The 25,860-nt window shown below is 38.9% G+C and carries 21 protein-coding genes; 9 read left to right on the top strand and 12 right to left on the bottom strand.

Annotated elements, in window-relative coordinates; translation table 11 throughout:
• Positions 1 to 45: 45 nt before the first annotated feature.
• Positions 46 to 3,903 carry an ATP-dependent RNA helicase HrpA gene (gene hrpA, locus J690_RS20015; protein ID WP_032037836.1) on the bottom strand — a complete coding sequence of 1,286 codons (3,858 nt, stop codon included), beginning with the start codon at positions 3,901 to 3,903 and terminating at the stop codon, positions 46 to 48.
• Positions 3,904 to 4,255: 352 nt separating this feature from the next.
• On the opposite strand from hrpA, the gene ahpC reads away from it, so the two are divergent.
• Together ahpC and J690_RS20005 are read left to right on the top strand one after the other, a co-directional pair.
• Positions 4,256 to 4,819, top strand: coding sequence for an alkyl hydroperoxide reductase subunit C (gene ahpC, locus J690_RS20010; RefSeq protein ID WP_003652649.1), 564 nt, complete (start codon positions 4,256 to 4,258; stop codon positions 4,817 to 4,819).
• A 194-nt stretch (positions 4,820 to 5,013) separates the two neighbouring features.
• Positions 5,014 to 5,229: a KTSC domain-containing protein gene (locus tag J690_RS20005; protein ID WP_005070287.1), complete on the top strand. Its 216-nt coding sequence runs from the start codon at positions 5,014 to 5,016 to the stop codon at positions 5,227 to 5,229.
• A gap of 65 nt (positions 5,230 to 5,294) precedes the next feature.
• Here the strand turns inward: J690_RS20005 and J690_RS20000 are convergent, their stop codons facing one another.
• Entirely contained in the window at positions 5,295 to 5,882 is a 588-nt protein-coding gene (locus tag J690_RS20000; protein ID WP_032037833.1) for an O-methyltransferase, read from the bottom strand.
• Positions 5,883 to 5,927: 45 nt separating this feature from the next.
• Positions 5,928 to 6,146, bottom strand: a complete 219-nt coding sequence (locus J690_RS19995) for a DUF1653 domain-containing protein (RefSeq protein ID WP_032037829.1) — start codon at positions 6,144 to 6,146, stop codon at positions 5,928 to 5,930.
• Between the two features lie 257 nt (positions 6,147 to 6,403).
• Here J690_RS19995 and ahpF point away from each other — a divergent pair, with 257 nt between their 5' ends.
• Positions 6,404 to 7,969 carry an alkyl hydroperoxide reductase subunit F gene (gene ahpF, locus J690_RS19990; protein ID WP_032037826.1) on the top strand — a complete coding sequence of 522 codons (1,566 nt, stop codon included), beginning with the start codon at positions 6,404 to 6,406 and terminating at the stop codon, positions 7,967 to 7,969.
• A 172-nt stretch (positions 7,970 to 8,141) separates the two neighbouring features.
• Positions 8,142 to 8,486, top strand: a complete 345-nt coding sequence (locus tag J690_RS19985) for a hypothetical protein (RefSeq protein ID WP_002121546.1) — start codon at positions 8,142 to 8,144, stop codon at positions 8,484 to 8,486.
• A gap of 60 nt (positions 8,487 to 8,546) precedes the next feature.
• Here the strand turns inward: J690_RS19985 and J690_RS19980 are convergent, their stop codons facing one another.
• Complete coding sequence (locus tag J690_RS19980; RefSeq protein WP_002121577.1) at positions 8,547 to 9,158, bottom strand: glutathione binding-like protein; 612 nt, start codon at positions 9,156 to 9,158, stop codon at positions 8,547 to 8,549.
• A gap of 207 nt (positions 9,159 to 9,365) precedes the next feature.
• Positions 9,366 to 11,804 (bottom strand): ExeM/NucH family extracellular endonuclease, encoded by a 2,439-nt coding sequence (locus tag J690_RS19975; protein ID WP_032037823.1) that lies wholly within the window; start codon positions 11,802 to 11,804, stop codon positions 9,366 to 9,368.
• 145 nt (positions 11,805 to 11,949) lie between these two features.
• Here J690_RS19975 and trmB point away from each other — a divergent pair, with 145 nt between their 5' ends.
• The 3 genes from trmB to J690_RS19960 all read left to right on the top strand — a co-directional run bounded on the left by trmB (position 11,950) and on the right by J690_RS19960 (position 14,132).
• The gene (gene trmB / locus J690_RS19970) at positions 11,950 to 12,666 is read left to right on the top strand and encodes a tRNA (guanosine(46)-N7)-methyltransferase TrmB (RefSeq protein WP_032004018.1); all 717 of its coding nucleotides are present in this window, start codon (positions 11,950 to 11,952) and stop codon (positions 12,664 to 12,666) included.
• Positions 12,667 to 12,838: 172 nt separating this feature from the next.
• A complete protein-coding gene (locus J690_RS19965; protein WP_017399348.1) occupies positions 12,839 to 13,213 on the top strand; it encodes a hypothetical protein in 375 nt (124 codons plus the stop codon).
• A 292-nt stretch (positions 13,214 to 13,505) separates the two neighbouring features.
• Positions 13,506 to 14,132 carry a glutathione S-transferase family protein gene (locus tag J690_RS19960; RefSeq protein ID WP_032037820.1) on the top strand — a complete coding sequence of 209 codons (627 nt, stop codon included), beginning with the start codon at positions 13,506 to 13,508 and terminating at the stop codon, positions 14,130 to 14,132.
• A 14-nt stretch (positions 14,133 to 14,146) separates the two neighbouring features.
• On the opposite strand, the gene J690_RS19955 is transcribed toward J690_RS19960, so the two are convergent.
• The 5 genes from J690_RS19955 to J690_RS19935 form a co-directional block, all read right to left on the bottom strand.
• The gene (locus J690_RS19955) at positions 14,147 to 14,926 is read right to left on the bottom strand and encodes a Rossmann-like and DUF2520 domain-containing protein (RefSeq protein ID WP_032037818.1); all 780 of its coding nucleotides are present in this window, start codon (positions 14,924 to 14,926) and stop codon (positions 14,147 to 14,149) included.
• Positions 14,927 to 15,019: 93 nt separating this feature from the next.
• Positions 15,020 to 16,447: an OmpA family protein gene (locus J690_RS19950; protein ID WP_032037815.1), complete on the bottom strand. Its 1,428-nt coding sequence runs from the start codon at positions 16,445 to 16,447 to the stop codon at positions 15,020 to 15,022.
• Between the two features lie 213 nt (positions 16,448 to 16,660).
• Positions 16,661 to 17,896 carry a dihydroorotase gene (locus tag J690_RS19945; RefSeq protein WP_032037811.1) on the bottom strand — a complete coding sequence of 412 codons (1,236 nt, stop codon included), beginning with the start codon at positions 17,894 to 17,896 and terminating at the stop codon, positions 16,661 to 16,663.
• Between the two features lie 12 nt (positions 17,897 to 17,908).
• Positions 17,909 to 18,925, bottom strand: a complete 1,017-nt coding sequence (locus J690_RS19940; protein WP_002121555.1) for an aspartate carbamoyltransferase catalytic subunit — start codon at positions 18,923 to 18,925, stop codon at positions 17,909 to 17,911.
• Positions 18,926 to 19,049: 124 nt separating this feature from the next.
• Positions 19,050 to 19,394 carry a hypothetical protein gene (locus J690_RS19935; protein WP_016802795.1) on the bottom strand — a complete coding sequence of 115 codons (345 nt, stop codon included), beginning with the start codon at positions 19,392 to 19,394 and terminating at the stop codon, positions 19,050 to 19,052.
• 239 nt (positions 19,395 to 19,633) lie between these two features.
• Between J690_RS19935 and rlmKL the strand changes: the two genes are divergently transcribed.
• Entirely contained in the window at positions 19,634 to 21,844 is a 2,211-nt protein-coding gene (rlmKL, locus tag J690_RS19930; RefSeq protein ID WP_032037808.1) for a bifunctional 23S rRNA (guanine(2069)-N(7))-methyltransferase RlmK/23S rRNA (guanine(2445)-N(2))-methyltransferase RlmL, read from the top strand.
• An 18-nt stretch (positions 21,845 to 21,862) separates the two neighbouring features.
• On the opposite strand, the gene J690_RS19925 is transcribed toward rlmKL, so the two are convergent.
• Positions 21,863 to 22,279: a hypothetical protein gene (locus J690_RS19925; RefSeq protein WP_005070310.1), complete on the bottom strand. Its 417-nt coding sequence runs from the start codon at positions 22,277 to 22,279 to the stop codon at positions 21,863 to 21,865.
• A gap of 268 nt (positions 22,280 to 22,547) precedes the next feature.
• Here J690_RS19925 and J690_RS19920 point away from each other — a divergent pair, with 268 nt between their 5' ends.
• The gene (locus tag J690_RS19920; RefSeq protein ID WP_032037806.1) at positions 22,548 to 23,042 is read left to right on the top strand and encodes a CinA family protein; all 495 of its coding nucleotides are present in this window, start codon (positions 22,548 to 22,550) and stop codon (positions 23,040 to 23,042) included.
• A 50-nt stretch (positions 23,043 to 23,092) separates the two neighbouring features.
• On the opposite strand, the gene clpB is transcribed toward J690_RS19920, so the two are convergent.
• On the bottom strand, positions 23,093 to 25,672 hold the full coding sequence (gene clpB / locus J690_RS19915; RefSeq protein ID WP_005070314.1) for an ATP-dependent chaperone ClpB: 2,580 nt from the start codon (positions 25,670 to 25,672) through the stop codon (positions 23,093 to 23,095).
• Positions 25,673 to 25,860: the final 188 nt, after the last annotated feature.

Below are 25,860 nucleotides of genomic sequence, written 5' to 3'. Positions count from 1 at the left end.
TTGCGTTGTAGGCTAAACAACAGCATAAACAGACCCCGATCTATCTTAACTGATTCCCAAACGATCCCATAACTTTTGCAGTCGAGTTGGCGAAATAGGCATCTTGGTTTTCATCGGTTGAGAAAATAAAGAAATGCGGAATTCTTCCAACATCAAATACAATTCTTTGATTTTTGGATCGTTTTTGAATTTAAATACCTTGTCCATCCATGGATCGACATCGTCAATTGCAGCATGATCTCGCTGTAGATTATTTGGCAATCGATCTAAACGCAATAGCAGTGCTTTTAAATAACGCGGATATTCCTGCCAAAGATCGACTGGTTGGCAGTAAACAAAATTACCAAGTGACATTAAATCTAACTGATCTTCAATATCATCAATACTGCGTCCAAATACGTTTGGATCAAGCACTAAAAGCTGACGACGGATTTGCTGCCACTGAATGTAAATATCACTTAACTGCTCAAGTGCTTGCTGACCATGGGTCAAAAATTGCTTTTTAACTTGCTCGAGCAGTTTGTTAAATTCATCTGCGTTAATTGGCAGAGTCGTAATTGCCATCTGCAAGGTTGCATAGACCAACATCTGCTCAAGCTTAGCTTTATCGCCCAAAGGTGAATAAGCCAACGCGAGCGGTTTTGAAATCTGCTTTTTCAACTGACGAACCAAATCGCCAAGTTGCATATGGACTAGACGAATAATACCTTCACGATGCTGTTTAATCGCCTCAGCCTGATCGTTAAACGTTTGAATAACAATGTCTGACTCATCTTTAGCTTCGAGGTCAGCAAAAGCCTTGGTCGGCACTAAAGCCTGATATTGCTTTACTACAACGCCCGTGACTTTATGAGAGGCCTCAAAAGTAAAGTTTTCAGGAAAGTCCTTAAACTCACCTTTTTGCTGTTTCACTGGACGATGCGTTTCTACACGACAACGTGCTTTTAACTCAGGTAAATCACGCCCTTTCGCAATCAGCTTACCTTTTTCATCAATAACCTTAATGAAAGGCACCAAATATGGATCAATACGTTCAAACGAGAAATCTTTTTCAGTAATTTGCTCACCACGCAAGGCAAAAGCTAAATAACTAAAAATATGTTCACGTAAATGTACTGCATCAACCCCTTGCATGAGCTTACGAGCTGTATCAGGAATAGGCACTACATTACGACGCTTGTCTTTAGGTAAAGCTTTGAGTAAAGCCTCAATTAAATCTTGGCGCCAACCCGGAATTCCCCATGACCAAATATTTTCATCAACTTGAGGCAATGCCTGTACAGGAATTTGAACAGTAGCACCATCTTCATCATGGCTAGGGTCAAAATGATATGTCGTTGCTAAACGTAGTTGCCCATTGTGTAGATGATCTGGGAATTGCTGCGTTGTTGGTCGGTCATTTAGCCAGAGCGCATCATCGTCAATAAATAAATAACGAGGATTATTTGCTTCTACCGTTGCACGCCAGTCTTCAAAACTACGGCGACTCGCGATTTCCTCAGGAATTTTCGACGCATAAAACTGATAAATTGTTTCTTCATCGACCACCAAATCGCGGCGACGTAATTTATCTTCAACTCGCTCTACTTCTTCAAGCTTAAGTAAGTTGTGTTTTAAAAATGGTGGAACTGTACCCAAGTTACCAGTAGTTAATGCATCGCGTAAGAAAATCTCATGAGCAGCAGGCTGATCAACTTTTTCAAAATTAATTAACCGTTTTGGCTCAATAATTAAACCAAATAAAGAAATTTGCGCATACGCATTGACGATTCCCGCTTTCTTAGACCAATGCGGCTCGAAATAGTGATATTTCAACAAGTCGCGTGCAGCAAGTAAAATCCATTCAGGATCAATTTTGGCTAAAGTACGTAAGTACACTTGAGAGGTTTCGACCATCTCAAAAGCCATCACCCAAGAGGTATTGGTTTTATGCAAAGTACTCGCAGGGAAAACTTTAGCCTTTTGCTGACGCACTGCCATAAAGGTATTACGTTCATCTGTTTTATTAGCAATAAACGATAATAAACCTGTCAGCAATGCTCGGTGCAAGTTTTCATAATTCGCAGGTTTTTCATTAAAGCTAAGTTTTAAGCCTTCGGCTAACTCAACTAATTGCTGATGTGTCTGTTTCCATTCACGTAAACGTAACCAACTTAAAAAATTCTGCTTAGCAAATTGACGTCGTTTATTTTCAGACATCCCTGCTTCACCTTTAGGATTTAAAGTATCCCAAAGTTTCAAATAAAACAGAAAATCTGAATCTGCTTCTTTAAACAAAGCATGCTTTTGGTCAGCCTGCATTTGTTTGTCTGCTGGACGCTCACGCGGGTCTTGCACTGCTAATGCACTGACAACCACTAAAATTTCTTTGAGCACACCAAAATGAGCACCACCCACGATCATACGAGCGAGTCTTGGATCAATTGGCATACGTGCCATCATTTGCCCGACTTTAGTCAGCTCATTTTTCTTCTCGTTAAGTGCGCCTAACTCAATCAGCAACTTACGGCCATCATTTACAAGGCGGAAATCTGGTGGCTCAATGAAATCGAAGTTTTCTAACTCACCTAACCCTAAACTCTGCATTTGCAAAATAACAGATGCTAAGTTGGTTCGTTTAATTTCTGGTTCGGTAAACTCAGGGCGACTTAAAAAATCTTCTTCGCTATATAAACGAATACACACACCTGGAGCAATACGACCACAACGCCCTTTACGCTGATTGGCAGCAGCTTGAGAAATTGCTTCAATTGGTAAGCGTTGTACACGTGAACGATAGTTATAACGTGATATACGAGCAAAACCGCTATCAATCACATAACGAATATTTGGAACAGTAAGAGCTGTTTCGGCTACGTTGGTCGCAATAATAATACGACGGCCTTTTCCAGCCGGACTAAAAATCTTTTGTTGTTCAGAAACAGCTAAGCGCGCATACAAAGGTAAAATTTCGGTGTGTCTTGGTCCGTACTTTTGCAAGGTTTCCTGCAATTCTCGAATTTCTTGCTCTGTGCTTGAGAAAATTAGAATATCGGCATGTTCTGGATGACCTTTTGCTTCTGCGTCAGCAAAGCATTCTTCTACAGCCTGTACAACTGCACGAGGTAAGTTTTCTTCAAAATCATCAAACTCATCATCATCACTGCCGCCAATATTCATTTCTGAAATTGGGCGATAAAGTACTTCGACAGGATAACTACGCCCTTCTACTTCAAAAATAGGTGCGTCATTAAAGTAATTACTAAAGCGATTTACATCTAAAGTTGCCGAAGTCACGATAACTTTTAGGTCTGGGCGTTTTGGCAGTAACTGCTTTAAATAACCCATAATAAAATCGATATTGAGTGAGCGTTCATGCGCTTCATCAATAATGATCGTGTCATATTTAGACAAATAACGGTCATTACCTAACTCGGCAAGCAAAATACCATCGGTCATTAACCGCACAATTGAATCTTGCGAACCTTGTTCATTAAAACGAATTTTAAAACCGATAGACTCGCCAAGCTTTTCGCCGACTTCTTCTGCAATACGTTGAGAGACACTACGCGCAGCTAAACGACGTGGCTGGGTATGACCAATCATCCCCGTTAAACCACGGCCCGCTAGCATTGCAATTTGAGGAAGCTGAGTGGTTTTACCTGAACCCGTCTCCCCTGCCACAATAATCACTTGATGCTTTTGAATCGCATCAATTAAACGGTCTGCATATTGAGAAACAGGTAAATCCTGATTCAGTTTAATTTTAGGGAGACGTTCAAATCGCTGCCTTACTTTGGCATTAGATTGTTCAAATAATTTTTCAATCTCTGCTGTATTGGCTTTTTTATCTTTACGCAAACGATTTAAACGGTAACGATCTCTTGCCATCACCCACTGATCAATATTTAAATCATTCTGCACAGACAAATTTTCCTGAAAATACAACAATCCTCTATTTTACGCTCTAATGACCATAAGGTAAAACAGTTGGTTTTTTATATATTTTTAATTTTTTAAAATTTTACCCTTGAATTTTGACTAACGAGACTTCATGTTGTTAGGCAAGTTTCTTTTACGATAACTGTCATTTGATTTACATGTTTTTGCAGTCAAATCGAATACAGTGTTTGGGGACTTAAAAATCGTAAATTTATCACTTATTCGATTTTCCGATTTTAGTCATGTAAAAATACTATTTCCCCAATAAAGAATTTTTATTTATTCTACATCTCGTAAACAAGTTTAAATATAAACCTCAATCATGGAGACAATGATGAGCTTGATTAATACTGAAGTTAAACCATTCCAAGCAACTGCTTACCACAACGGCCAATTTGTTGAAGTTAACGAAACTAACCTTAAAGGTAAATGGTCTGTTGTATTCTTCTATCCAGCTGACTTCACTTTCGTTTGTCCAACTGAACTTGGTGACTTAGCTGACAACTACGCTGAATTCCAAAAACTTGGTGTTGAAATTTATGCTGTATCTACTGATACACACTTCACTCACAAAGCTTGGCACGACACTTCTGAAGAAATCAAAAAAATCCAATATCCATTAGTTGGCGACCCAACTTGGACTCTTTCTAAAAACTTCGACGTTCTTATCGAATCTGAAGGTTTAGCTGACCGTGGTACTTTCGTTATCGATCCAGAAGGTAAAATCCAAATCGTTGAACTCAACGCTGGTGGTATCGGCCGTGACGCGTCTGAACTTCTTCGTAAAGTAAAAGCTGCTCAATACGTACACGCTCACCCAGGTGAAGTTTGCCCAGCTAAATGGAAAGAAGGCGAAGCTACTCTTGCTCCATCTATCGACCTAGTTGGTAAAATCTAATCTCTTATTAGATTTTAAAAACTCAAAGAACCATCCCTCATCGGATGGTTCTTTTGTTTTGAATAAGCACATCACATTTTCTACTGATACTTTTACAATTATGCCCTTCCCCATTACATGAAGTTTGAGTAATGTCGAATAAACAACCAATGTTTTTTGAGCTTAAGTAATATGAAATAAAAGGGGAAAAATTTATGGCGAATACTGTGGCAGTCACTTCATGGAAATACAATGCGACTTCACGTCATCTAAAAATATTTTATAGCGATGGTTCAGGCGAACTTTATCATCCTGTACCAGAATTTATTTATGACAACTTATTACGATCAACAGACAAAGCTGCTTTTGTACATAAATATTTAGAATTCGACTTACACTTTACTCGCCTATCTTTAGTGAATGCTTCATAACATAATGAAATAAGGCCTGCTTTGAACAGGCCTTTATGAATGAATAAATCAGATTTTTAAATGGCTTACCTTGCCACTACAATGCATAAACCAGCGCCTACAGGCAAAATACTGCTCATAAAATTTTCATCTTTTTTAATTAAAGCTAAGAATGAGCTGACTTCAGCCGCATGTGAAATAACATTATCAATAATGAGTACGCCACCTTTTGGCTTCATCAGCCGTTTTAAATCTGGCCAATAATTCTCATACGCAGGACGCTCAGCATCTAACAAAATAAAATCGAAAGTTTCATGAGTTTCTTTTAAATAGTCGGCTGCATCTCCAACCCAAAAATCTACCAATTCATCTAATGCCAGTTCAGTCGCATGGCGTTTAGCTTCATTACTACGATTGGCATCAATTTCAAGCGTGGTTACTTTTCCATGAGTAGCTTGAGCAGCCTCAGCAAGCCATAAAGTAGAGTAACCTGTTGAAGTCCCAATTTCTAAAATTGATTTAGCTTGCTGCATCCGAATAAATTGCGATAGTAATTTTGCAGACTCCGCCTCAATATTACGATACCGCAGCAAACGATCTGTCTGCTGTGCATCATGTCGTTTAAAGGTGTCATATAAATCGGCAACTCTTTGTAAGAAAAAAGTATTTGGCATATATTCACCCTTTAAAATCGTTATTTTATATAAAAGTCGTTTGAGTTAAGTGCTTTGAATTAACTTGAAACGCGGCACGATGCTTCCATCAGCCATTTGCACCGATTCAGTAAACATATTTAGCGGACGTACCCAAGTTGAATAGTCACCGTAAAGACACTGATAAACGACTAACTCTTCTTCAGTCTCGCTGTGTTTTGCCACAGAAAAAACTTGATAGAGATTACCTTTATAATGCTGATAAATGCCGCGTTGCAATGACATGAAAGTACCTTTTAATGTTATGACATAAAATCTTTACAGCCATATAACATATATAAATTTTTAAATACTTTCACTTTAAAACACTACAAAACATAAAAAAGAACATTTTAGAGATAAATTATTGATCTTACTTATTAATAGCCTCAATAATTCAAAAAACCGATTAAATCTATAAAAACATACTGTTTCACCTATTCTGTGTTTTCACGTACTATGCATCTATTGAAAGAATTTGGATGCATTGGAGTAAAAAACAGATGTTAGATCAAAACATTAAAACTCAATTAAAAGCTTACTTAGAACGCCTAGAAAGTCCAATCGAATTAGTTGCTGCTTTAGATGAATCAGATAAAGCTGCTCAAATTAAAGAACTGGTGAGTGAAATCGCTGAGCTTTCTGACAAGGTGAGTGCCCGTTTTGACGGTAACAATACACGTCGTCCAAGCTTTGGTGTGGCTAAAGCAGGTGAACAGCCTCGTGTGTTCTTTGCAGGTTTACCAATGGGCCATGAGTTTACGTCTTTGATCTTGGCGCTGTTACAGGTGTCTGGTTATGCACCTAAAGTGTCTGATGAAGTACTCAACCAGATTAAAGGTTTAAACCTCAAAGCAAATTTTGATGTGTTTGTATCACTCAGCTGTCATAACTGTCCGGATGTAGTACAGGCGCTTAACCTGATTGCCATTTATAACCCGAACACCACGGCAACCATGATTGACGGCTCATTCTTCCAAGATGAAGTCGAACAACGCAAAATCATGGCTGTACCGATGGTATTCCAAGACAACGAGCACATTGGTCAAGGTCGTATGACCCTTGAAGAGATTGTGGCAAAACTTGATACCAACTCGGCTGAAAAAGATGCGGCAGCACTGAATGCCAAAGATGCTTTTGATGTATTGGTGATTGGCGGTGGTCCTGCGGGTGCAACAGCAGCAATCTATGCGGCACGTAAAGGTATTAACACTGGTATCGTAGCTGAACGCTTCGGTGGTCAAGTGATGGACACCATGGACATTGAAAACTTCACTTCTGTGCAAAAGACTCAAGGTCCTAAGTTTGCTGCCGAGATGGACGCGCATGTTCGTGAATATGATGTGGATATCATGAACCTGCAACGTGTCAGCAAAATCACAGGTGCCAACCAGACTGCAAATGGTCTGGTTGAAGTTGAACTTGAAAACGGTGCAAAACTTGAATCGAAAACTGTGATCCTTTCTACAGGTGCACGTTGGAGAGAGATGAATGTACCGGGTGAGCAAGAATACCGTACCCGTGGTGTCGCGTACTGCCCACACTGTGATGGTCCATTGTTCAAAGGCAAACGTGTTGCTGTGATTGGTGGCGGTAACTCAGGTGTTGAAGCAGCAATTGACCTTGCAGGGATTGTTGAGCATGTAACTCTGGTTGAGTTCGATACCAAACTTCGTGCTGACCAAGTGTTGCAAAACAAATTGCATAGCTTGCCAAACACAACGGTGATTATGAATGCCTTAAGTACAGAAGTGTTAGGCGATGGTTCACAAGTGACTGGTCTTAAATATAAAGACCGTGCGACTGATGAAGAGCATGTGGTCGAGCTTGCAGGGATCTTTGTACAGATTGGTTTACTGCCAAACACTGACTTCTTGAAAGACAGTGAAGTTGAGTTAACCAACCGTGGCGAGATCATTGTGAATGACCGCAACGAAACCAATGTAAAAGGTGTATTTGCTGCAGGTGACTGTACGACTGTACCTTACAAGCAGATCATTATTGCTACAGGTGAAGGTGCTAAAGCATCACTCTCAGCGTTTGATTACATCATCCGTTCTGGGCGGTAAAATCGGTCAAAATCATTATTATTTATTTCAAGCCTAGCATTACAAAATGCTAGGCTTTTTTAATACTAGAGTTACAACTTTTTAACAATTTTCGATCTTTATTAATCATTTACTTTATGTTTATATTTTAGACATCCATATTTGGATGCCATGAATTAGAAGGAAAAACACAATGAATAAATTACTTGTTGCTTTAGGTCTTGCTGCGACTGTTGCCCTTGTTGGTTGTAATAAAGATAAAGCTCCAGAAACTGGTGCGACTACAGGTGAACACTTAGAAAATGCTGCTCAACAAGCAAGTGCTGATATCAAATCTGCTGGTGATAAAGCTGCTGATGATATTGCAACTGCAACTGATAATGCTGCTGAGAAGATCGATGCTGCAACCGATCACGCTGCTGATGCGACTGCTAAAGCTGCAGCTGAAACAGAAGCTACTGCACGTAAAGCGACTGCTGATACAGCTCAAGCTGTTGAAAACACCGCTGCTGAAGTGAAAAAAGACGCTCAACACTAATCGTCTTTAGTATAAAAAAGCCCCTATTGATTAGGGGCTTTTTTTGGCTCTTAAAATCTTTTATGAAATTAAGCCTTCGTCACGCATCGCAATTTGTACAGATTGACGCTCTGCAACTTTATTACGTAATGCAATAATGTGCTTATACGGTGTTAAGTCGTGCTCAATTGAGTTTGACCAATTTGTTAAAACAAATAGATAAGCATCTGCTGGACCAAAATTATCATTTACCAAATAATCGTAATCAGATTCAGACAAATAGTTATCGATATATTTTAAAAGACGGTCGATTTCTGCATAAGCTTTGGTTTTTTCATCACTTGTTAACGGTGCCCCAAAGAATACTGCATAAGCATCATGCAATTCAGAGTTCAAATAACCCAACCATTCCAATACTTTCGCACGGCCCATACCCGATGGCGGAATTAAATCCTGCTTAGGATCGTGCTGAGCAAGGAAAGGTAAAATCGCCACGTTCTCAGTTAACATTAAACCAGGGTTAATTTCTAAAGCTGGTACATATCCTTTTGGATTAATCTCGTAATAATCTGCACCTTTTTCTGTTTTATGTGTTTTTAAATTTACTCGTTCTAAGTCAAAATCAACATTAATTTCATTTAAAATAATATGTGCAGCTAAAGAACATGCGCCTGGCGAATAATATAATTTCATATCTGATCCTTGTTATCTCATATTAACGTTTTAAATTGCTTCTAGAAAACCTGCAAGGTTTGCACAATTCTTTAATTGTAAAAAAGCGTAAACTTATAAAATACTTACACCATCTAATATTCTTGAAAAATTTATTCCTTGCAAGTTGTCTTGCGTGACGATTGTTTAAAATATGATAAAACACATTTACGTCACGCAATTTTTCCATTAATTACGTTTAAAAAGCTGGCTAAGCCAATTCATTAACTCAGTTAAGAACTCAAAAATACCGTTTTTCTTATCATCATCAGGCTGGCTTGAATCTTTACCATTTAAATCCAGGTCGACAATTACAGGGTCATGATCTGAAGAACGATAAGCATCTTCACCATAGAACAATGCCTTTTGCTCATCCGTTTTATATTCTTCGTTGTAGTCTAAAACGGTTGGCTCATCTGCATTGATATGCCATGCAAAGGTTCTCACTACTTTTGGATATAGAGCGGCATCAGCAATTGCATGGTCTAAGTTACCTGCTCCACCATTTCCGTTGGCATCACTCGCAACACCAAACACATAGCTATATGCCTGAGTACCTTGTCCTACCTTAGCGTCGTTCAGCAAAACTTTGTAGTTTGCTTTTTCGAATGACAAAATAGGTTCTTCTTTTGCATAGCTGTTCATATCCCCTACAAGTAAAGCATTTTGCTTAGGGACTTGAGTTGGATTTTTCGCCAACCACTGCACAATTTGATCAACGGCTTTCACACGAGTCGGGTTCCAGCAGCCTTGACCATCTTTTTGGTCTGCATCGGTTGAGTTAGCATCAACTCCGCTACAACTTTTCGATTTCAAGTGATTTGGAATAACGGTAAAGGTTTTATTACCACGAACGGATTGGAAACTTTGCGCCAATGTTGTTCGGTTCTTGTCACCCAAATCAAGCACAACGGGTTTATTCAAAGGCTTAACACGCTTACTGTTATAAATAATAGCAACTGCAATTGCATCATCACCTAAACGGTCTAAGTTTTCAGGAACGACGTATTTCCAGTCGCTACCTAAAGCTTTGGTCAAATTGGCAATTGCACTATTAGGCCCATAACCATTGTTCGCAATTTCCATTAAACCATACACATCGGCATCAATTGCTTTGAGAGCACTCACAATTTTACGGTGCTGTTTATCAAACTCAGTTTGTGTGGTTGCACCACGCTCTGTTGGGAAACCCGTTGCACCATTGTCATAGTTCAAAACGTTAAATGAAGCTACACGAATGTGATTAGCATTTTTGGTAATGACATTTTGACGCGGGTTTGTTTGAGTAATTACTTCAGGTTGATTACGTCCAAGCACTGGTTGCACACGCCAACCATTAAAACGATATTCTAAAATCCCTTCAGCATTCTTAAGTTGATAACCCGAACGTAGCGTATTAGCAGCACTAAAATTTGACGGTAACCATGGAGTACGGTTTTGGTTGTTATAGCCGTCATCAAAAATAATTTTCGACAATAAATTTTTCTGAGCAAGAGCTTTGGCTTCTGGAGATAGTGCAGGATATAAATTAGTCGGAATATATAAACGACCTAGGCTTAGAGATAGTTCACCATAGCGGCCATAATTGTAGTTCTCGCTCACGGTTAAAGTCTGAGGTAATTTGACCAACATACCTTGATAACGCTGTGGAGAATGGGTTGAACCAACCGTTAAGCTAGCAAATGGAAGTTCAAGGCTAATTGGCTGCACCTGATTTGCCATATTGCTATTACAAGTTTGAATATCTTGTTGTAATTGATCTAATTGCAATTGGTTTTGATAAGTTGTTAAACGACCACGCAAAATAACTTCATCGCCAACTTGCCCACCTTTTACAGCACTACTATTTGGGATATAAACAAAAATAGCATTGCTAATATTTGCACGTGCTTTCGTATCTGGTGTCTGAACATAGAAGCCAGAAAAACCATTGGCATAACGATAGTCAGCAGTTATTACACCACGCACTGTATAGGTCTGGTTTTGTGCTACGGTTGATAAATCAGCAATTGGTGTATCGGAGCTTGAACAACTTATCGTTTCAACAGGAGGCTGTGTTGTTGAGGCAGATAAATTTGAAAAGTCATTTCTATTTGTCCAAGCCGACCATGAATGATCCAAATCAAATGCTGCGGTTGCATCAACACTTAAGGCTGGGTTTTCTGTTTCAATACGCTTAAAACTATTTCCCAAGCTCGGAACTGCCGTCCCCCATCCCGCTGCTGGGCGTTCACCAATACGACCAAAACGGTCTACAGGTGTGCCTTTATAGACAAGTACAACGGCATCATCACCATTAAAAGATAATGCAGCGACCTGATTTACTTTACTACCAAGTTCAGCCTGCAACTCAGAACGGCCTATCAAAAACTTCTGCTTACTGGTTAACGATCCTTGTAAACGGAAAGTCGCTGTTTTTGCTGTACCGCCATTATTAAATTGTTGAATTTCATAGTCGGCTAAATTAACTGTAGTCCCATCTGGATTATAAATTTCCAAACCTTTGCGGTTACTACTGCCGTCAACATATTGACTAAACATGAGCTGTGCTTGTGCCCAAGGACTATATGTAAAAGCACCAAGTGCCCCTAATAGCACAGAAAGTGTGCGTAATTGAAAAGTTTTCATGAGTAAATATGTTCATTTGAAATTTATATAGATTCTTAGATTAAATATTGAACATGACATCTACATGAAGAAAAACATCGAAACATTTGACTTGACCACATGAAGACTTAAAATACCGCATTTGAATTTCAATATTGCCAAGGTTATGTCGATCGATCAGTTAGAAACGCAAATTGCAGACTTAGACAATTTGCCTGAACACCGTGAAATTGTGACGTTTATGCGTCGTTCAGCACCACTTAATACATCTCAACGCACGGCATTAGAACAACATCGCGATTTAATTTTGGAATATCCTGTTGGTGACTTACGTCAGCACTTCGAACATCCAGAACGTCCTTTAACTGTTGAAATCGGTTTTGGTATGGGTCGTTCATTAGTGCTTATGGCAAAAGCAAACCCTGAACGCAACTATGTGGGTATTGAAGTTCACGTACCTGGTATTGCTCAATGCCTATATGAAGCAGGTATAGCAGAAGTTAAAAACTTACGTGTACTTGATGCAGACGCGATTCAGGTTTTACGTGAAATGCCAGACAACAGCATTAACTGCGTACAACTTTACTTCCCAGACCCTTGGCAAAAGAAACGTCATTTCAAACGTCGTTTTGTTATTCACGAGCGTATGCAATTGGTTGAACAAAAACTTGAGCTTGGTGGTACATTCCACGCAGCAACAGACTGGGAACCGTATGCTGAATGGATGCTTGATATTTTAGATAACCGTCCAGATCTTGAAAACTTGGCGGGTAAAGGCAACAGCTACCCTCGTCCAGAGTGGCGCCCAGTGACTAAGTTTGAACGCCGTGGTATTGAGTCAGGTCATAAAATTAATGACTTTATCTTTAAGAAGATTAAGTAAATAATAAAAAAGGCCTAGTTTATTACTAGGCCTTTTTTATTTTAAAACCAATCTAGTGAATAAGTAGAATTAAAAATTAACTGAGTATAAAGATTTAAATGAAAATAACTTTTGAATTATTAGTTATATAAATATAATAATAACCACCATTTTAACTAGACAGAAAATAACAATGAAGCCTTTCGCATTTCTAATTTGTGTAATTGTATCAAGTGGCTGCTTTGCCTCAACTCAAGAAGACTTTGAACTTAAATATTACAAGTTAATGGAACGATACATTCAAACACAATCGGACAGAAATCAAGTCATTTCCACAGAGGCAAAAACTGAGCAAGAAGATCTAGTTAGGTCTAATAAACTCAAAACTCTAGATTGCAAAGGATGGAAAGAAAATATTGAACTTTTTGACTTTATTTTAAGTAGATTTAAAGAATATGAATCAGCCTCAGAAGAAGTTCGAATAATGGGGTATACTAAAGAAAACCTAAGAGAAGATTCTGAATGGCTACGCGAACAATTAGACAAGCCAGAGAACAAATGTAAATAAACAAAATTCAAAGAACCGCCGAAATGAAGTGCGGTTTTTTATTACCTGCTAAAAGCGGATACAAACAACGTAACAACCGGATACTCATTTTGTTTCCAAGTACCAGCATCCCCCTCTTGAGGTATTTCCTTTATTCCCCCCTAAAATAAAAAGCTCTCATTCATTATAATTTTCTTTAAATGTCACTTTATCTATTCTCTAGACTTATTAATATTCATAAATCATGTTAAACATATAAAAATGAACGCTTCAACAACTAATTACTTAAACTCACGAGAAGTCAGAAAATACTATGTTAAAAATTTTAGGGCGTGATAACTCCATTAATGTTCGCAAAGTCTTATGGTTGTGTGAAGAACTAAATCTTGAATATGAAAGAGAAGATTGGGGACGAGGCTTTCGCTCTGCTCAATCACCTGAATATTTACAATTAAACCCAAACGGTCAAATTCCTGTTGTTTTAGATGGCGATTTAGTGCTTTGGCAATCCAACAGTATTATCCGTTATTTGGCAAATGCGTATGATAAAGAACATCAGCTTTACCCTACTCAAGCGAAAGAAAGATTCTTTGTTGATCAGTGGATTGATTGGCAAGCGATCGAGCTGAATAACAGCTGGACTTATACGATTATGTCTCTATTGAGACATTCACCAAATCATCAAGATCCAAACTTATTACAACAAGGTATTAATGACTGGAATCATCATATGCAGATTCTTGATCAACAGCTTGCAAAAACCCAAGCCTATGTTGCTGGTTCACAATTTAGCTTGGCCGATATTCCAATTGGTCTGTCTGTACAACGCTGGAAAGCAACTCCTTTTGACCATCCAACACTTAAGCATGTTGACCAATATTTTGAACGTTTAAATCAACGTGCTGGTTTCTTAAAATGGGGCAATAACGGCGAACCTTGATCTTTAAATCAGCTTTAACTCGAGTGATGGCGCTTCACGATGCCATCACTTAAAAGTTGATAGACCTGTTTTAAATCATCCCGTTCTGCTTGAGCCAATAAGTCTTGATGCATTTTCAAAATATTGTGATCACCTCGCATTGCCGGCCCAGTTTGCATTTGCTTTGGATCATTTTCAGTCGCTTTTTTTGCTGTTTCTATAATTAAAGGATAGAGCAAACTAAAGTCGACCTGCTCTTTATCTACTACCTGCTTTGCCATATCAAAACAATAGTTACTAAAATTACAGGCAAATACTGCTGCTAAATGCAAAGTTAAACGCTGTTTTGAGGTATATTGATATACCCTCTTACTTAGGCTATTTGCTAAATCTACAAGTATTGCTTGATCCGCATCTGTTATCGCTTCAACAAATAATGGTGTGGCTTGCCAATCGACGTCTCTTTCAAGACTGAAAGTTTGCAAAGGATAAAATACCCCTGCTTTTGTATGTACCTGACTGATGACTTCAATATCAGTACTACCAGAGGTATGAACCATAAGTGTTTCAGGAAACAATTCATGAATCTGTTTTACAAGCACTGCAATAGCACTATCTGAAATAGCTAAAATGATAAGATCGGCCGGTTGAAATTCTCGAAGAGACTGACATGCTTTTGCCTGAAATTGCTTTGCAAACTTTTGGGTTTTCTCAAAATCACGCGCATAGACTTGTACGATGTGATGACCTTGAGCCAACAGTACCTTTGCCAAATGAAAGGCAACTCGCCCACTCCCAACCAAACTGATTTTCATATCAATCCAACACTATTTGTTCCAACAAAAAAGCTTCTCAAAATGAGAAGCTTTTTTCAAATTAAAATATCTAATTTTTCATAAATCAGAATATTATTGAGCTACTGAAAACTCGATACGACGGTTTTTAAAACGTCCTTCTTCTGTTGTATTCTCTGCAACAGGCTGATCAGAGCCGTGACCTTGTGCAACTAATTTAGACCCGTCTACACCTTTAGATGTTAAATAGTCAACTACTGCTTGAGCACGGCGTTGTGATAAAGCTTTATTTGCTGCTGCATTACCCGTCGAGTCAGTGTGACCACCCACATTTAATTTCACACCACTGACTTTATTTAAAAGTGTTGCAGCTTGATCAAGAATAGCTTTATTGTCTGCTGGAATATCGCTTGAGCCACTCGCAAAGTTAATGATTTGCAAGTTAAGTGCTTTTACTAATGCATTTACATCGACATTATTCGGATCAATTGAGCCTAGAGCAGTTTGCGAAGCAGTTAAGCTATTGCTTACAGATTGCTCAGCTGTTTCTGGTGCAGTAGAAACAACTTCAGTGTGAGGAACAAGAGCTTTTACTTTTGCGGTTAATGCTGCTAACGCTGCTGCATCACCTGCTTTCAAAGTAATTTTGTCACCTATCCATTCTAAAGATGCATTTGGCACACCTTTTAAGGCACCAAGCACGCCAGCAAGTGCATCTTTATCTGTGAATCCAGCCGCATAAGTTTGACTAGTATCCACGTTACAATCTTGAGTTGATGAGAAAACCTGCTTAACTTGAGTTTGTAGGGTTGCTAAGAATCCTTGATCGCCAATACCTGCCTGACACTGGCTAACAGCACCTTTATCATCTGTGCTTAAAGTTAAGCTCGCAGGTGCAGCTGCGGTAGTAGCCTCAACACCACTGGCAGCCGTTGGTTCAGGTGCTGGTACAGCTTCTTTATGCTGGCAAGAACGCCATAACCAAGCAATGATAAGACCCAAAATAATTAAGGCAATAATAGGAAGGAACCCACGAGATTTGCCTGTTTTTTCACTGGCTGCAGCTAATGGTGGGGCTGCTGAAGTTGCATGTGGAACTGAAGATAAACCTGCACCAAGTCCTAAAGGAGCTAATAGACCCACTGCCCATCCCGGCAAATGCGAACGAATGGTATCTGCATGCTGGCGCAAGTAATTCACAATGCTTTGTTGATCATTTCCGGCAACGTCTGAAATTGCATTAAGGCTGGGTTTAATCGCACTGTTGAGTGTACTTTCTATTTCATTATTTGGTGCCGTACCACTTAAATGAGTCAGTACAGTATTCTTGATTTGGTCATTATGAGAAAAGAGGTCTGTTAATGAGGGAGCCAAACTGTTTTTTAATTGTCCAATAAGATCAGGTTTAGCAGCTAATAATGAAAGTAAAATTGGATAAAACTTAGATAAAGCATTCGATTTTTCGCCTAGGTATCCATCCTGATTATCTAATATTGTTGATGATACTTTTTCTTTAAGCAGTTCTATAGGGTTTATCGACATTGGTTATTCTCCCGAATTTTATACGTCGTAACCAGCAACTTTTGATTATTCAAATACTTCTCTTTGCTGATAGTTTTTTATTCTAATGTGCGCTCAATCTTTTGTTGTTTTTTAAATAATTTATATACAAATTTCCATCTAGTCTTTACAAAACAGGCAGATCTTATTGATCTACCTGTTTATATTTTAAATTTACTTTAAATAACCGTTTTATCAGTTAGCAAAAGTTTGAAGTACTTTACCGGTAAGGTTTTGACCCAGCAATGGAGTATTTTTCCCTTGTGATAAAATTGTGTCTTTGCTTACTGTCCAGTTTAATTCAGGATCTACTAATACCCATCCTGCTTCATCTTCCCAACGCGTAGTCATATTGGCAACCTGCGCAGGTACACTAGTCACTTTTTCAACCCACTCTAAAGGTTCGAATAAACCCTCATTAATGAGCTGAATGCCTAAAGATACATAAGTATCAAAAGCGGTAATGCCCGGTTGAGTTTCAGCAAATGGTGCCATTTTTGCTGAGCTGCTTAAAGGCTCATGATGCGTACAAATTGCATCAATCACGCCTTCTTTTAAACCTTGACGTAAAAGTTCTTTATCTTGCTCAGAACGCAATGGTGGACGAACATGCGCAAGTGAATTGAAACCATCAGTTAAGTGTTCAGTTAAATGCAATTGATGCATTGCTACATCGGCAGTCACAGGTAAACCTTTTGCTTTTGCTGCGCGAATTAATTCAACCGATGCACCACAAGATAACAAACCAAAGTGAGCTTTTACGCCAGTTGCTTCAATCATAAGCAGATATTTTGCAATCGCTACAGTTTCAGCAATTGCAGGAATCATCGGCAAACCTTGGCGAGAAGCAATAAAGCCTTCGTGTGCACATCCATCTTTAGCAATCTGCGGCTCTTCAGCATAAAACACGACTGTTAAACCGAGACCTGCTGCATATTCCAAGGTACGAATAACTACATCGTCATTTTCAAAAGCAGCATTTGCATTAGAAACAGCAGTACAACCCCCTTTTTTCAAGCCCGCCATGTTTGCTGGTTGCTTACCATTTAAACCTTGGGTTTGAGCACCAATGATATGCATGTGAATGCCCCCATCATGCCATGCCTTTTCAATCAAGCCATGAATGAGAGCACCGTTGTCTTGTACAATCGGCTTTGAATCAGGTGGTGTAATCACATGCAAAATACCATTGGTACGTGCTGCCTTACCTTCCGATTTCAATGTCCCATGTTGCTGTTGACCCGGTTCACGCAAACGCGCGCACAAATCAACCATGGTTGGCATTAACCATTTACCTTGGCCATCAATGGTTTGCTCAACTTGCTCAACTGGAGCAACTAACTTGCCATTTTCAATATATACAGTTTGTACGCTGTCTGTTTTTTGGATTGGGTCTAACACACGTACATTTTCAATTTTTACAATACTCATGTGATCCATTCCTTACAACGTAATCGCTTCAATTAAACCTTGCTCTTGGAGTTGGCCTTGCATCGATAACGCCAATACGGCCATACGAACTGCAATACCATTGGTTACTTGTTTCAAAATAACCGACTGATCTCCATCAGCAACACTTGAATCAATTTCTACACCACGGTTCATTGGTCCCGGATGCATCACAATGCAATCTGGTTTAGCTAAACCAAGACGTTCTTTGTTTAAACCATACATTCTGTAGAATTCAGACTGTGAAGATAACGCTGGAGAGTCAATACGTTCGTTTTGAATACGTAAGGCAATAATCACATCACAATCGGTAATACCTTCATCCATCTTGTTAAACAAACGAACGTGCTCGCCATATTCCGAAAAGCCCACTGGCAATAATGTATTCGGTGCAATCACACGAATGTCTTTACAACCTAGAGTTTGTAATGCAGCTACATCCGAACGTGCTACACGAGAGTGTTTAATGTCCCCGATAATAGCAACGCTTAAATCTTCAAATGGTTTTTTAGTTTCACGGCGAATGGTGAGCATATCAAGCATCGCTTGCGTTGGATGAGCGTGACGCCCATCCCCTGCATTAATAATCGCGACCTTTGGACATACATCTTTAGCAATGAAATGTGCAGCACCCGAAGATGAATGGCGAACAACAAAGATATCTGCTGCCATTGCTTCAAGGTTCCAGAGCGTATCGCGCAGAGTTTCACCTTTTGAAGTACTTGAACGTGCAATATCAATGTTCAGTACATTGGCAGACAAACGTTTTGCTGCTGCTTCAAAAGTAGTACGGGTACGTGTGGAGTTTTCAAAGAAGAGATTCATAACCGTCAATCCCTCTAAGAGCGGACGGTTAATTAAATTATTATTATCATCTAAAAAGCTTTGTGCGGTATCTAAAATCTTGGTGAGGTTTTCTTTTGAAAGTCCCTCAATCGTTAAAAAATGTTTTAAATTTCCGTCTTGATTGAGCTGAACCTGGCTCGGTTGATGCAACGCTGCAATATGCATAATGGATTCCTATGGGTCGAATCGCGAAAACGTGCATAGTGTAGCTGAATTCCGCTCTTTTCGCAGAAGAACTTTACAGAATAAGGCCCTAAATTGACCAGAAAATTTAGAACCTTATGGGCAATTACCTTAATGCACCAATGTAATGGTGCGGAACTTGTGCCCGATAAATATCCTCAGCGGTAATTTCCGACTCTTCATCGACTTTAACAACAGCAATTTTTTCTTTTTGAGAAAGCTCAGGTATTGTCTCAACCAACGATTTCAATCGCTCAACACATCGTTTTAATTCGTCATCCTCTGTTTCTAGTGCAAGCGCAATGACATATTTTGCATAATCTTTATTTTGGACAACGTACATTGCATCTATTACCCGCCCCGTCACCCTACGCATGCGTACATATATTTGTGTCGCTACTGAGAAAGCATCCGCATTAGCAATAAAACCATTCCCCATCATGTCTTTCATTTATAATTACCCCATCAATTTAAAATAATAAAATGGTTAAAAACTGGCTATGTTTGTTAATTAAATAACCATTGATAGGATTGGGTTAGCAAAATACATACCATTTTAATTGTTTTAATCTTTAAAAATCAGTTTATTGGTTGGATTATGATAGGTTGCAATAATTTAAAAACCTTTACACATCAAAATAAGTTAAACTTTGCATCGTTAATATTTATATGTTTTGGTCAATCGAGTTTATGAATACCTCTTTACGTTTAAACCACTATTGGATTACTTGTGCTGATGGTTTAGAAGCCCTCTTACAAGAAGAAATAGAACAGCTTGGCACCAAAGTGACAGAACGTAAAGCAGGACGTTTAATCATTGAAGGAACGCTTGAACATGCTTACCGCATCTGTATGTGGTCGCGTCTTGCTTCTCGTGTTTTACTTCCGATTCATACTTATGAACTTGAACATACACACGATGCACGTGATGTAGCAGAAGAGCTTTATGAAGGTGCGATTAGTTTTGACTGGTCACTTATTTTTGCACCACAAAGTACCTTCGCTATTCGCTTACATGCAGAACGTGAAATTAAGGTTAACACTCAATTTGCAACGCTTAGAGCAAAAGATGGTGTTGTAGATTCCTTTATGGAAGCTGTAGGTCGTCGTCCGAGCATTGATACTAAACAACCAGAAATTACGTTATATGTTTTAGCAGGTAAAACTGAGCATACATATTGCCTAGATTTATCAGGTGATTCATTACATAAACGTGGTTACCGTCGTTATATGACGGATGCGCCAATTAAAGAAAACCTTGCTGCGGCAATCTTACAAAAAGCTCAGCTTCAACAGCGCAACCCAGAGATTGTGCTCGACCCGATGTGTGGTTCAGGTACATTTATTATTGAAGCATTAATGATTTTAACTGACCGTGCACCAGGCCTTGTTCGCCGTTTTGGTTTTAATGGTTGGCATGGTCATGACCGTGAACTTTGGCTTTCACTTAAAGCTGAAGCAGCAGAACGTCACGAAAAGGCGCTTGAATTACCTTTACCTAAATTTTATGCCTACGATGCAGACTGGGAAGCGGTAAAAGCAACCCGTGAAAATATTATTGCGGCTGGCTTTGAAAAAGTATTAGGTCAAATTCAGATTGAAGAACGTACTTTAGCGGACTGGCCTGATTTTTCAGCTGAAGGCAAAACTGCATTTATTGTGACTAACCCTCCATATGGTGAACGTTTAGGTGATAAAGCATCTAACCGCTCTCTTTACTTAGGTTTATCTGCACTTCTACAAAAACATTTCCCGAATCAATATGCAGCAATTATTGCAGCGCAAATTAAACAAGCCGATGTTTTAGCGTTTGAAGCGCCTGAAACCTTACGTTTAATGAATGGTAAGTTACCGATTTACATTCGCTTTGGTTCAATTAAGCCTGAAAAAGTAACTCAGCCATTCTTAGCAACTTGGCAAGCTCAACCTATTGAAATGGAAGAAGCTCAAGATTTTGCTAACCGTTTACAAAAAAATATGACTGCCTTGAAAAAATGGGCAACGAAAGAAAATGTTTATTGCTTACGTTTGTATGATGCAGACTTACCTGACTTTAATGTCGCTGTAGATTTATATGGCGATCGCTTACATGTGCAGGAATATGCACCACCAAAAACAATCGATCCTGAAAAAGCAAAAAAACGTTTTAATTTAGCACTCGCTGCAATTCGTGCTGTTACTGGTTTAAACCGCGATGCCATCTTTATTAAGACACGTGCGCGCCAAACAGGTACAAATCAATATACGAAACAAAGCACAGCCTCAAAACGTTTTATCGTTCAGGAAGGTAAAGCTAAAATTTTAGTTAACCTGACAGATTACCTAGATACAGGTTTATTCCTTGACCACCGTCAAATGCGTTTACGTATCGCACAAGAAGCTCGTGGTAAGCACTTCTTGAATTTATATAGTTATACTTCTACAGCAAGCTTACATGCTGCTTTAGGCGGTGCTGCAAGTACGACAAGTGTAGACTTATCTAATACTTACTTAAGCTGGTCAAAAGAAAACTTCGTTTTAAATGGCCTGACTGTAGATCACGCAGATGAACAGCACATGTTCTTTGCGAGTGACTGTTTTGAGTGGTTAAAAGAAGGTCACGAACAATATGACCTTATTTTTATCGATCCACCGACATTCTCAAACTCTAAAAAGTTCTATGGTACTTTCGACGTCCAACGTGACCATGTTTCACTGATTAAACGTGCAATGAACCGTTTAAACAGTGAAGGAACGCTTTATTTCTCAAACAACTATCGTGGTTTTGAGATGGACGAAGAGATCGAAGCTATTTTTCAGGTTGAAGAAATCACTTCTGAAACTATTGGCCCTGATTTTAAACGTAATCAAAAAATCCACCGTGCATGGAAAATCCAGCATCCTGGTCTAGATCAATATTAATAAGATTAGAGGTTATTATTACTTCACGGTAATAATAACCTCACCATGAACATTTTTTGATTCAAAATCATATTTGGTAAATCGGTCTGCTCTTTCGGGTAATGCCATCATTTCCAGTTTCTTCTTTTCTTTACTATCGATAACATGGTTTTGTTTTTGTTCTTGATAAGGTGAAAGTACACTTGTTCTAAGTGCATCCCATCGAACTTGTTGTAAATAATTATCCCCTAACACCTGACGTGCTTGTTGTTGTTCTATCATTGGTTTCTTAGCATCGTCTTGAGCTTTCGCAATAATCACAGGTAAAGCTGCATTTACTGCCCCTGTCTGCGTTGCTAAGGCCCCTTCACTTAGAGGCTGGGCAGCCCATACGTTAATTGGTATCAGTATAATACAACCTAAAATACACAGCGCAGGTCCTTGTTTATTGTTCATTGCATTTATCCTAAATTGTTATTGTTCGTTATATCGAACAAAATTAACAATTTTTTAAACATGTCGCAATGTTATAAATAGACTTCCCGACAATTAACATTGATCATTTTAAAACCTGAACTATTACACAAGCATTTAGTGAATATTCAAGTTGTTTTATAGATTTTTATCTCAGACTTGTACGACACTGCTAAATCACTTACTGTAATTTTATAATTTATCTGTAAATTGATTTTATTTATAAATAAACACCATTCGAGGTGAAATAATGCTTCAGCAGTGCTGCCAACTATTAGAAGATCGCCAGCTCAAAATTGCTTTTATTGAGAGTGCGAGTTCGGGTTATTTAACAAGTCAGTTTTCTATTCACAAAAATAGTGGTGCAGATATTTTACTAGGTGGCTTAGTTAGCTACGACCCAAGCATTAAAATTAGTATTTTAAATATCGATCCAAAGTTAATAGAGACTTACACAGCAGAGTCACCGCAAGTCACAGAGGAAATGTGTAGGCTGGGTCAAAGCTTATTTCAACAAGCTGATATTATTGTCAGTTGTACTGGGCTATTAAAATCTGGCGGAAGTGAAACCCCAGAAAAACCTGTGGGCACCTTTTTTATTTGCATTTCTTACCAACAGCATATTTATCATTATCGTTATTTTTTATCTGGTCACTCAGAACAAAAGTTAAAGACATTAATTCAGAAAGTTTCAGATGCCATAATTGCTTTACTCACATCAACCATAAAAACTGATTCAACATAAAAAAAGAGAATATGTTTCCATATTCTCTTTTCGGTTTTAGCAGAAAAAGCTTAGCTGAGTTTCATTTTATCGAAGACTAAATGCCCATTTTCGCCTTTAACTAGAATAGTATCACCTGCGACAAAATCACCCGACAAGATTTTTTGTGCTAATGTGTTTTCAATCTGTTGTTGAATCGCACGTTTTAATGGACGCGCGCCATAGACAGGATCGAAACCAGCATCAATCAATAAATCAAAAGCGGTATCATCTACAGTTAGACTCATGTCACGATCAACAAGACGCGAACGTAATCGATCCAACTGAATATCGGCAATACCACGAATTTGTGCTTTTTTGAGTGAATGGAAAATCACAAGCTCATCAATCCGGTTAATAAATTCCGGACGGAAATGCTGACTTACCGCATTCATTACAATGGTACGCACTTCATCGTCTGTTGCACCCTCACCTAGCTCACGTACATCTTGTGAACCTAAGTTCGAAGTCATCACAATTACCGTATTTTTAAAGTCTACTACTCGACCTTGTGAATCGGTTAAGCGGCCATCGTCCAATACTTGGAGCAAGATATTGAATACATCTGGATGTGCTTTTTCAACCTCATCAAACAACACCACGCTATATGGCTTACGGCGAACAGCTTCAGTTAAAACACCACCTTCTTCATAACCGACATATCCTGGAGGCGCACCAACTAAACGGCTAACAGAGTGTTTTTCCATGAATTCACTCATGTCGATACGAATCATCGCATCATCACTGTCAAACAAGAAGTTAGCTAAAGCTTTAGTCAACTCTGTTTTACCAACACCTGTTGGACCCAAGAACAAGAATGATCCACTAGGACGATTCGGGTCAGACAAACCGGCACGTGAACGGCGAACAGCATTCGATACCGCAACAACTGCTTCATCTTGCCCAACTACGCGGTCATGCAAAAACTCCTCCATATTAAGAAGTTTTTCACGTTCGCCTTGCATCATTTTAGCAACCGGAATACCTGTTGCAGCACTAACAACTTCAGCAATTTCATTTTCAGTTACTTTAGTACGAATGAGTTTTGGCTCTTCGTTCTCCTCTGCAACTTCATCTTGCTCCAGTTGTTTTTGCAACTCTGGAATTACACCATACTGTAAACGTGCTGCCTCAGCCAAATCACCTTCACGCTGAGCTTTCTCAAAAGCAATACGCGCTTTATCAAGTTCCACCTGAGCCTGTTTAGTACCTTCTACCAAAGTTTTTTCAGACTTCCAGATTTCTTCAAGATCGTTGTATTCTTTCTCGACTTCAGCAATCTGTTTTTCAAGATGAGTGACTTCTGCTTTACTGCCGACATCTTCATCTTTTTTCACTGCTTCCAATTGCATTTTCAATTGGATTAAACGGCGATCTAGCTTATCAAGTGCTTCAGGTTTAGAGTCAATCTCCATTTTAATACGAGAAGCTGCCTCATCAATCAAATCAATTGCCTTGTCTGGTAATTGACGATCAGTGATGTAACGATGAGACATTTTCGCCGCAGCAATAATCGCAGAGTCTAAAATTTGCACACCATGGTGAGTGGCATATTTTTCTTTGAGTCCACGTAAAATTGCAATCGTATCTTCAACACTTGGCTCATCAACTAGCACTTTTTGGAAACGACGCTCTAAAGCTGCATCTTTTTCAATATATTGACGATATTCATCTAAGGTCGTCGCACCCACACAGCGCAATTCACCACGAGCCAACGCAGGTTTTAACATATTACCTGCATCCATCGCGCCATCACCTTTACCTGCACCTACGAGTGTATGTAACTCATCAATAAACAGGATGATTTCGCCTTCGTGTTTTGCCAAGTCTTTTAAAACAGCTTTTAAACGTTCTTCAAACTCACCACGATATTTAGCCCCAGCCAGTAATGAACCTAAGTCGAGGGATAAAACACGTTTATTTTTTAATCCCTCTGGCACTTCACCATTCACAATACGCTGTGCCAAACCTTCAACAATAGCGGTTTTACCTACACCCGGCTCACCAATAAGAACAGGGTTGTTTTTGGTACGACGCGATAAAACCTGAATTGTACGGCGAATTTCATCGTCACGCCCAATGACAGGATCAAGTTTTCCAGATAAAGCACGCTCTGTTAAATCAATCGTATATTTATTAAGTGAGTCACGTTGGTCTTCGTGATTATTACTCATGACTTTGTCATTACCTCGAATATGTTCAATTACTTTGCGTAAGCTGTCGGGAGTTACACCTACCGCACTTAAAATATTTTTAGTTTCGCCTGTCTCTGCCAAACCTAATAAAACCCAGTCAGTTGATAAAAATTCATCACCTGCCTTTTGCGCATATCTGTCTGCCAAATTAAGCGCTTTAACGGCTTCTGGGTTTAAGTTAACATCACCCGTTGGGTTGGCAATTGTCGGCGCATCTTTTATAGCCTGTTCAAGTTTTTGTTTAAGTTCAGGTAACCGTGCACCTGCTTGTTGCAACAAACTAATATTTGATGGCTCTTCTAACAAGGTAGACAAAATATGAATACCTGCGATCGCGGTATGGTCTTTACCCATCGCTAAAGATTGAGCATCTGAGAGGGCTTGCTGCAAGCGGTTTGTAAATTTCTCAAAACGCATTCTTGTTATTCCTCACAACAAATTTGTACTTGTCTAATAGATGGGAACACTTCTTCGAATTTCAAATAAATTTTTATATATTTTTCATAATGTTATAAAAATAACAGTGAGTAAAACTCCATTATAATATGGGATTGTTTTGTATATATTTCAAGTACAGTTCAGCTACATTTTATTAAAATGCTTGA

It is taken from the genome of Acinetobacter sp. 742879 (genome assembly GCF_000588535.1).
In the GTDB taxonomy this organism is placed as follows: domain Bacteria; phylum Pseudomonadota; class Gammaproteobacteria; order Pseudomonadales; family Moraxellaceae; genus Acinetobacter; species Acinetobacter pittii.
Note: the sequence above shows the minus strand (reverse complement) of the source record. Positions and strands in the feature narration are given on the sequence as shown.

Excerpts from the sequence above, each read along its gene's own strand:
- ahpC (WP_003652649.1), top strand. The coding sequence starts at position 4,256 with ATGAGCTTGATTAATACTGAAGTTAAACCATTCCAAGCAACTGCTTAC.
- J690_RS20005 (WP_005070287.1), top strand. The coding sequence starts at position 5,014 with ATGGCGAATACTGTGGCAGTCACTTCATGGAAATACAATGCGACTTCA.
- J690_RS20000 (WP_032037833.1), bottom strand. The coding sequence starts at position 5,882 with ATGCCAAATACTTTTTTCTTACAAAGAGTTGCCGATTTATATGACACC.
- J690_RS19995 (WP_032037829.1), bottom strand. The coding sequence starts at position 6,146 with ATGTCATTGCAACGCGGCATTTATCAGCATTATAAAGGTAATCTCTAT.
- ahpF (WP_032037826.1), top strand. The coding sequence starts at position 6,404 with ATGTTAGATCAAAACATTAAAACTCAATTAAAAGCTTACTTAGAACGC.
- J690_RS19985 (WP_002121546.1), top strand. The coding sequence starts at position 8,142 with ATGAATAAATTACTTGTTGCTTTAGGTCTTGCTGCGACTGTTGCCCTT.
- J690_RS19980 (WP_002121577.1), bottom strand. The coding sequence starts at position 9,158 with ATGAAATTATATTATTCGCCAGGCGCATGTTCTTTAGCTGCACATATT.
- J690_RS19975 (WP_032037823.1), bottom strand. The coding sequence starts at position 11,804 with ATGAAAACTTTTCAATTACGCACACTTTCTGTGCTATTAGGGGCACTT.
- trmB (WP_032004018.1), top strand. The coding sequence starts at position 11,950 with ATGTCGATCGATCAGTTAGAAACGCAAATTGCAGACTTAGACAATTTG.
- J690_RS19965 (WP_017399348.1), top strand. The coding sequence starts at position 12,839 with ATGAAGCCTTTCGCATTTCTAATTTGTGTAATTGTATCAAGTGGCTGC.
- J690_RS19960 (WP_032037820.1), top strand. The coding sequence starts at position 13,506 with ATGTTAAAAATTTTAGGGCGTGATAACTCCATTAATGTTCGCAAAGTC.
- J690_RS19955 (WP_032037818.1), bottom strand. The coding sequence starts at position 14,926 with ATGAAAATCAGTTTGGTTGGGAGTGGGCGAGTTGCCTTTCATTTGGCA.
- J690_RS19950 (WP_032037815.1), bottom strand. The coding sequence starts at position 16,447 with ATGTCGATAAACCCTATAGAACTGCTTAAAGAAAAAGTATCATCAACA.
- J690_RS19945 (WP_032037811.1), bottom strand. The coding sequence starts at position 17,896 with ATGAGTATTGTAAAAATTGAAAATGTACGTGTGTTAGACCCAATCCAA.
- J690_RS19940 (WP_002121555.1), bottom strand. The coding sequence starts at position 18,925 with ATGCATATTGCAGCGTTGCATCAACCGAGCCAGGTTCAGCTCAATCAA.
- J690_RS19935 (WP_016802795.1), bottom strand. The coding sequence starts at position 19,394 with ATGAAAGACATGATGGGGAATGGTTTTATTGCTAATGCGGATGCTTTC.
- rlmKL (WP_032037808.1), top strand. The coding sequence starts at position 19,634 with ATGAATACCTCTTTACGTTTAAACCACTATTGGATTACTTGTGCTGAT.
- J690_RS19925 (WP_005070310.1), bottom strand. The coding sequence starts at position 22,279 with ATGAACAATAAACAAGGACCTGCGCTGTGTATTTTAGGTTGTATTATA.
- J690_RS19920 (WP_032037806.1), top strand. The coding sequence starts at position 22,548 with ATGCTTCAGCAGTGCTGCCAACTATTAGAAGATCGCCAGCTCAAAATT.
- clpB (WP_005070314.1), bottom strand. The coding sequence starts at position 25,672 with ATGCGTTTTGAGAAATTTACAAACCGCTTGCAGCAAGCCCTCTCAGAT.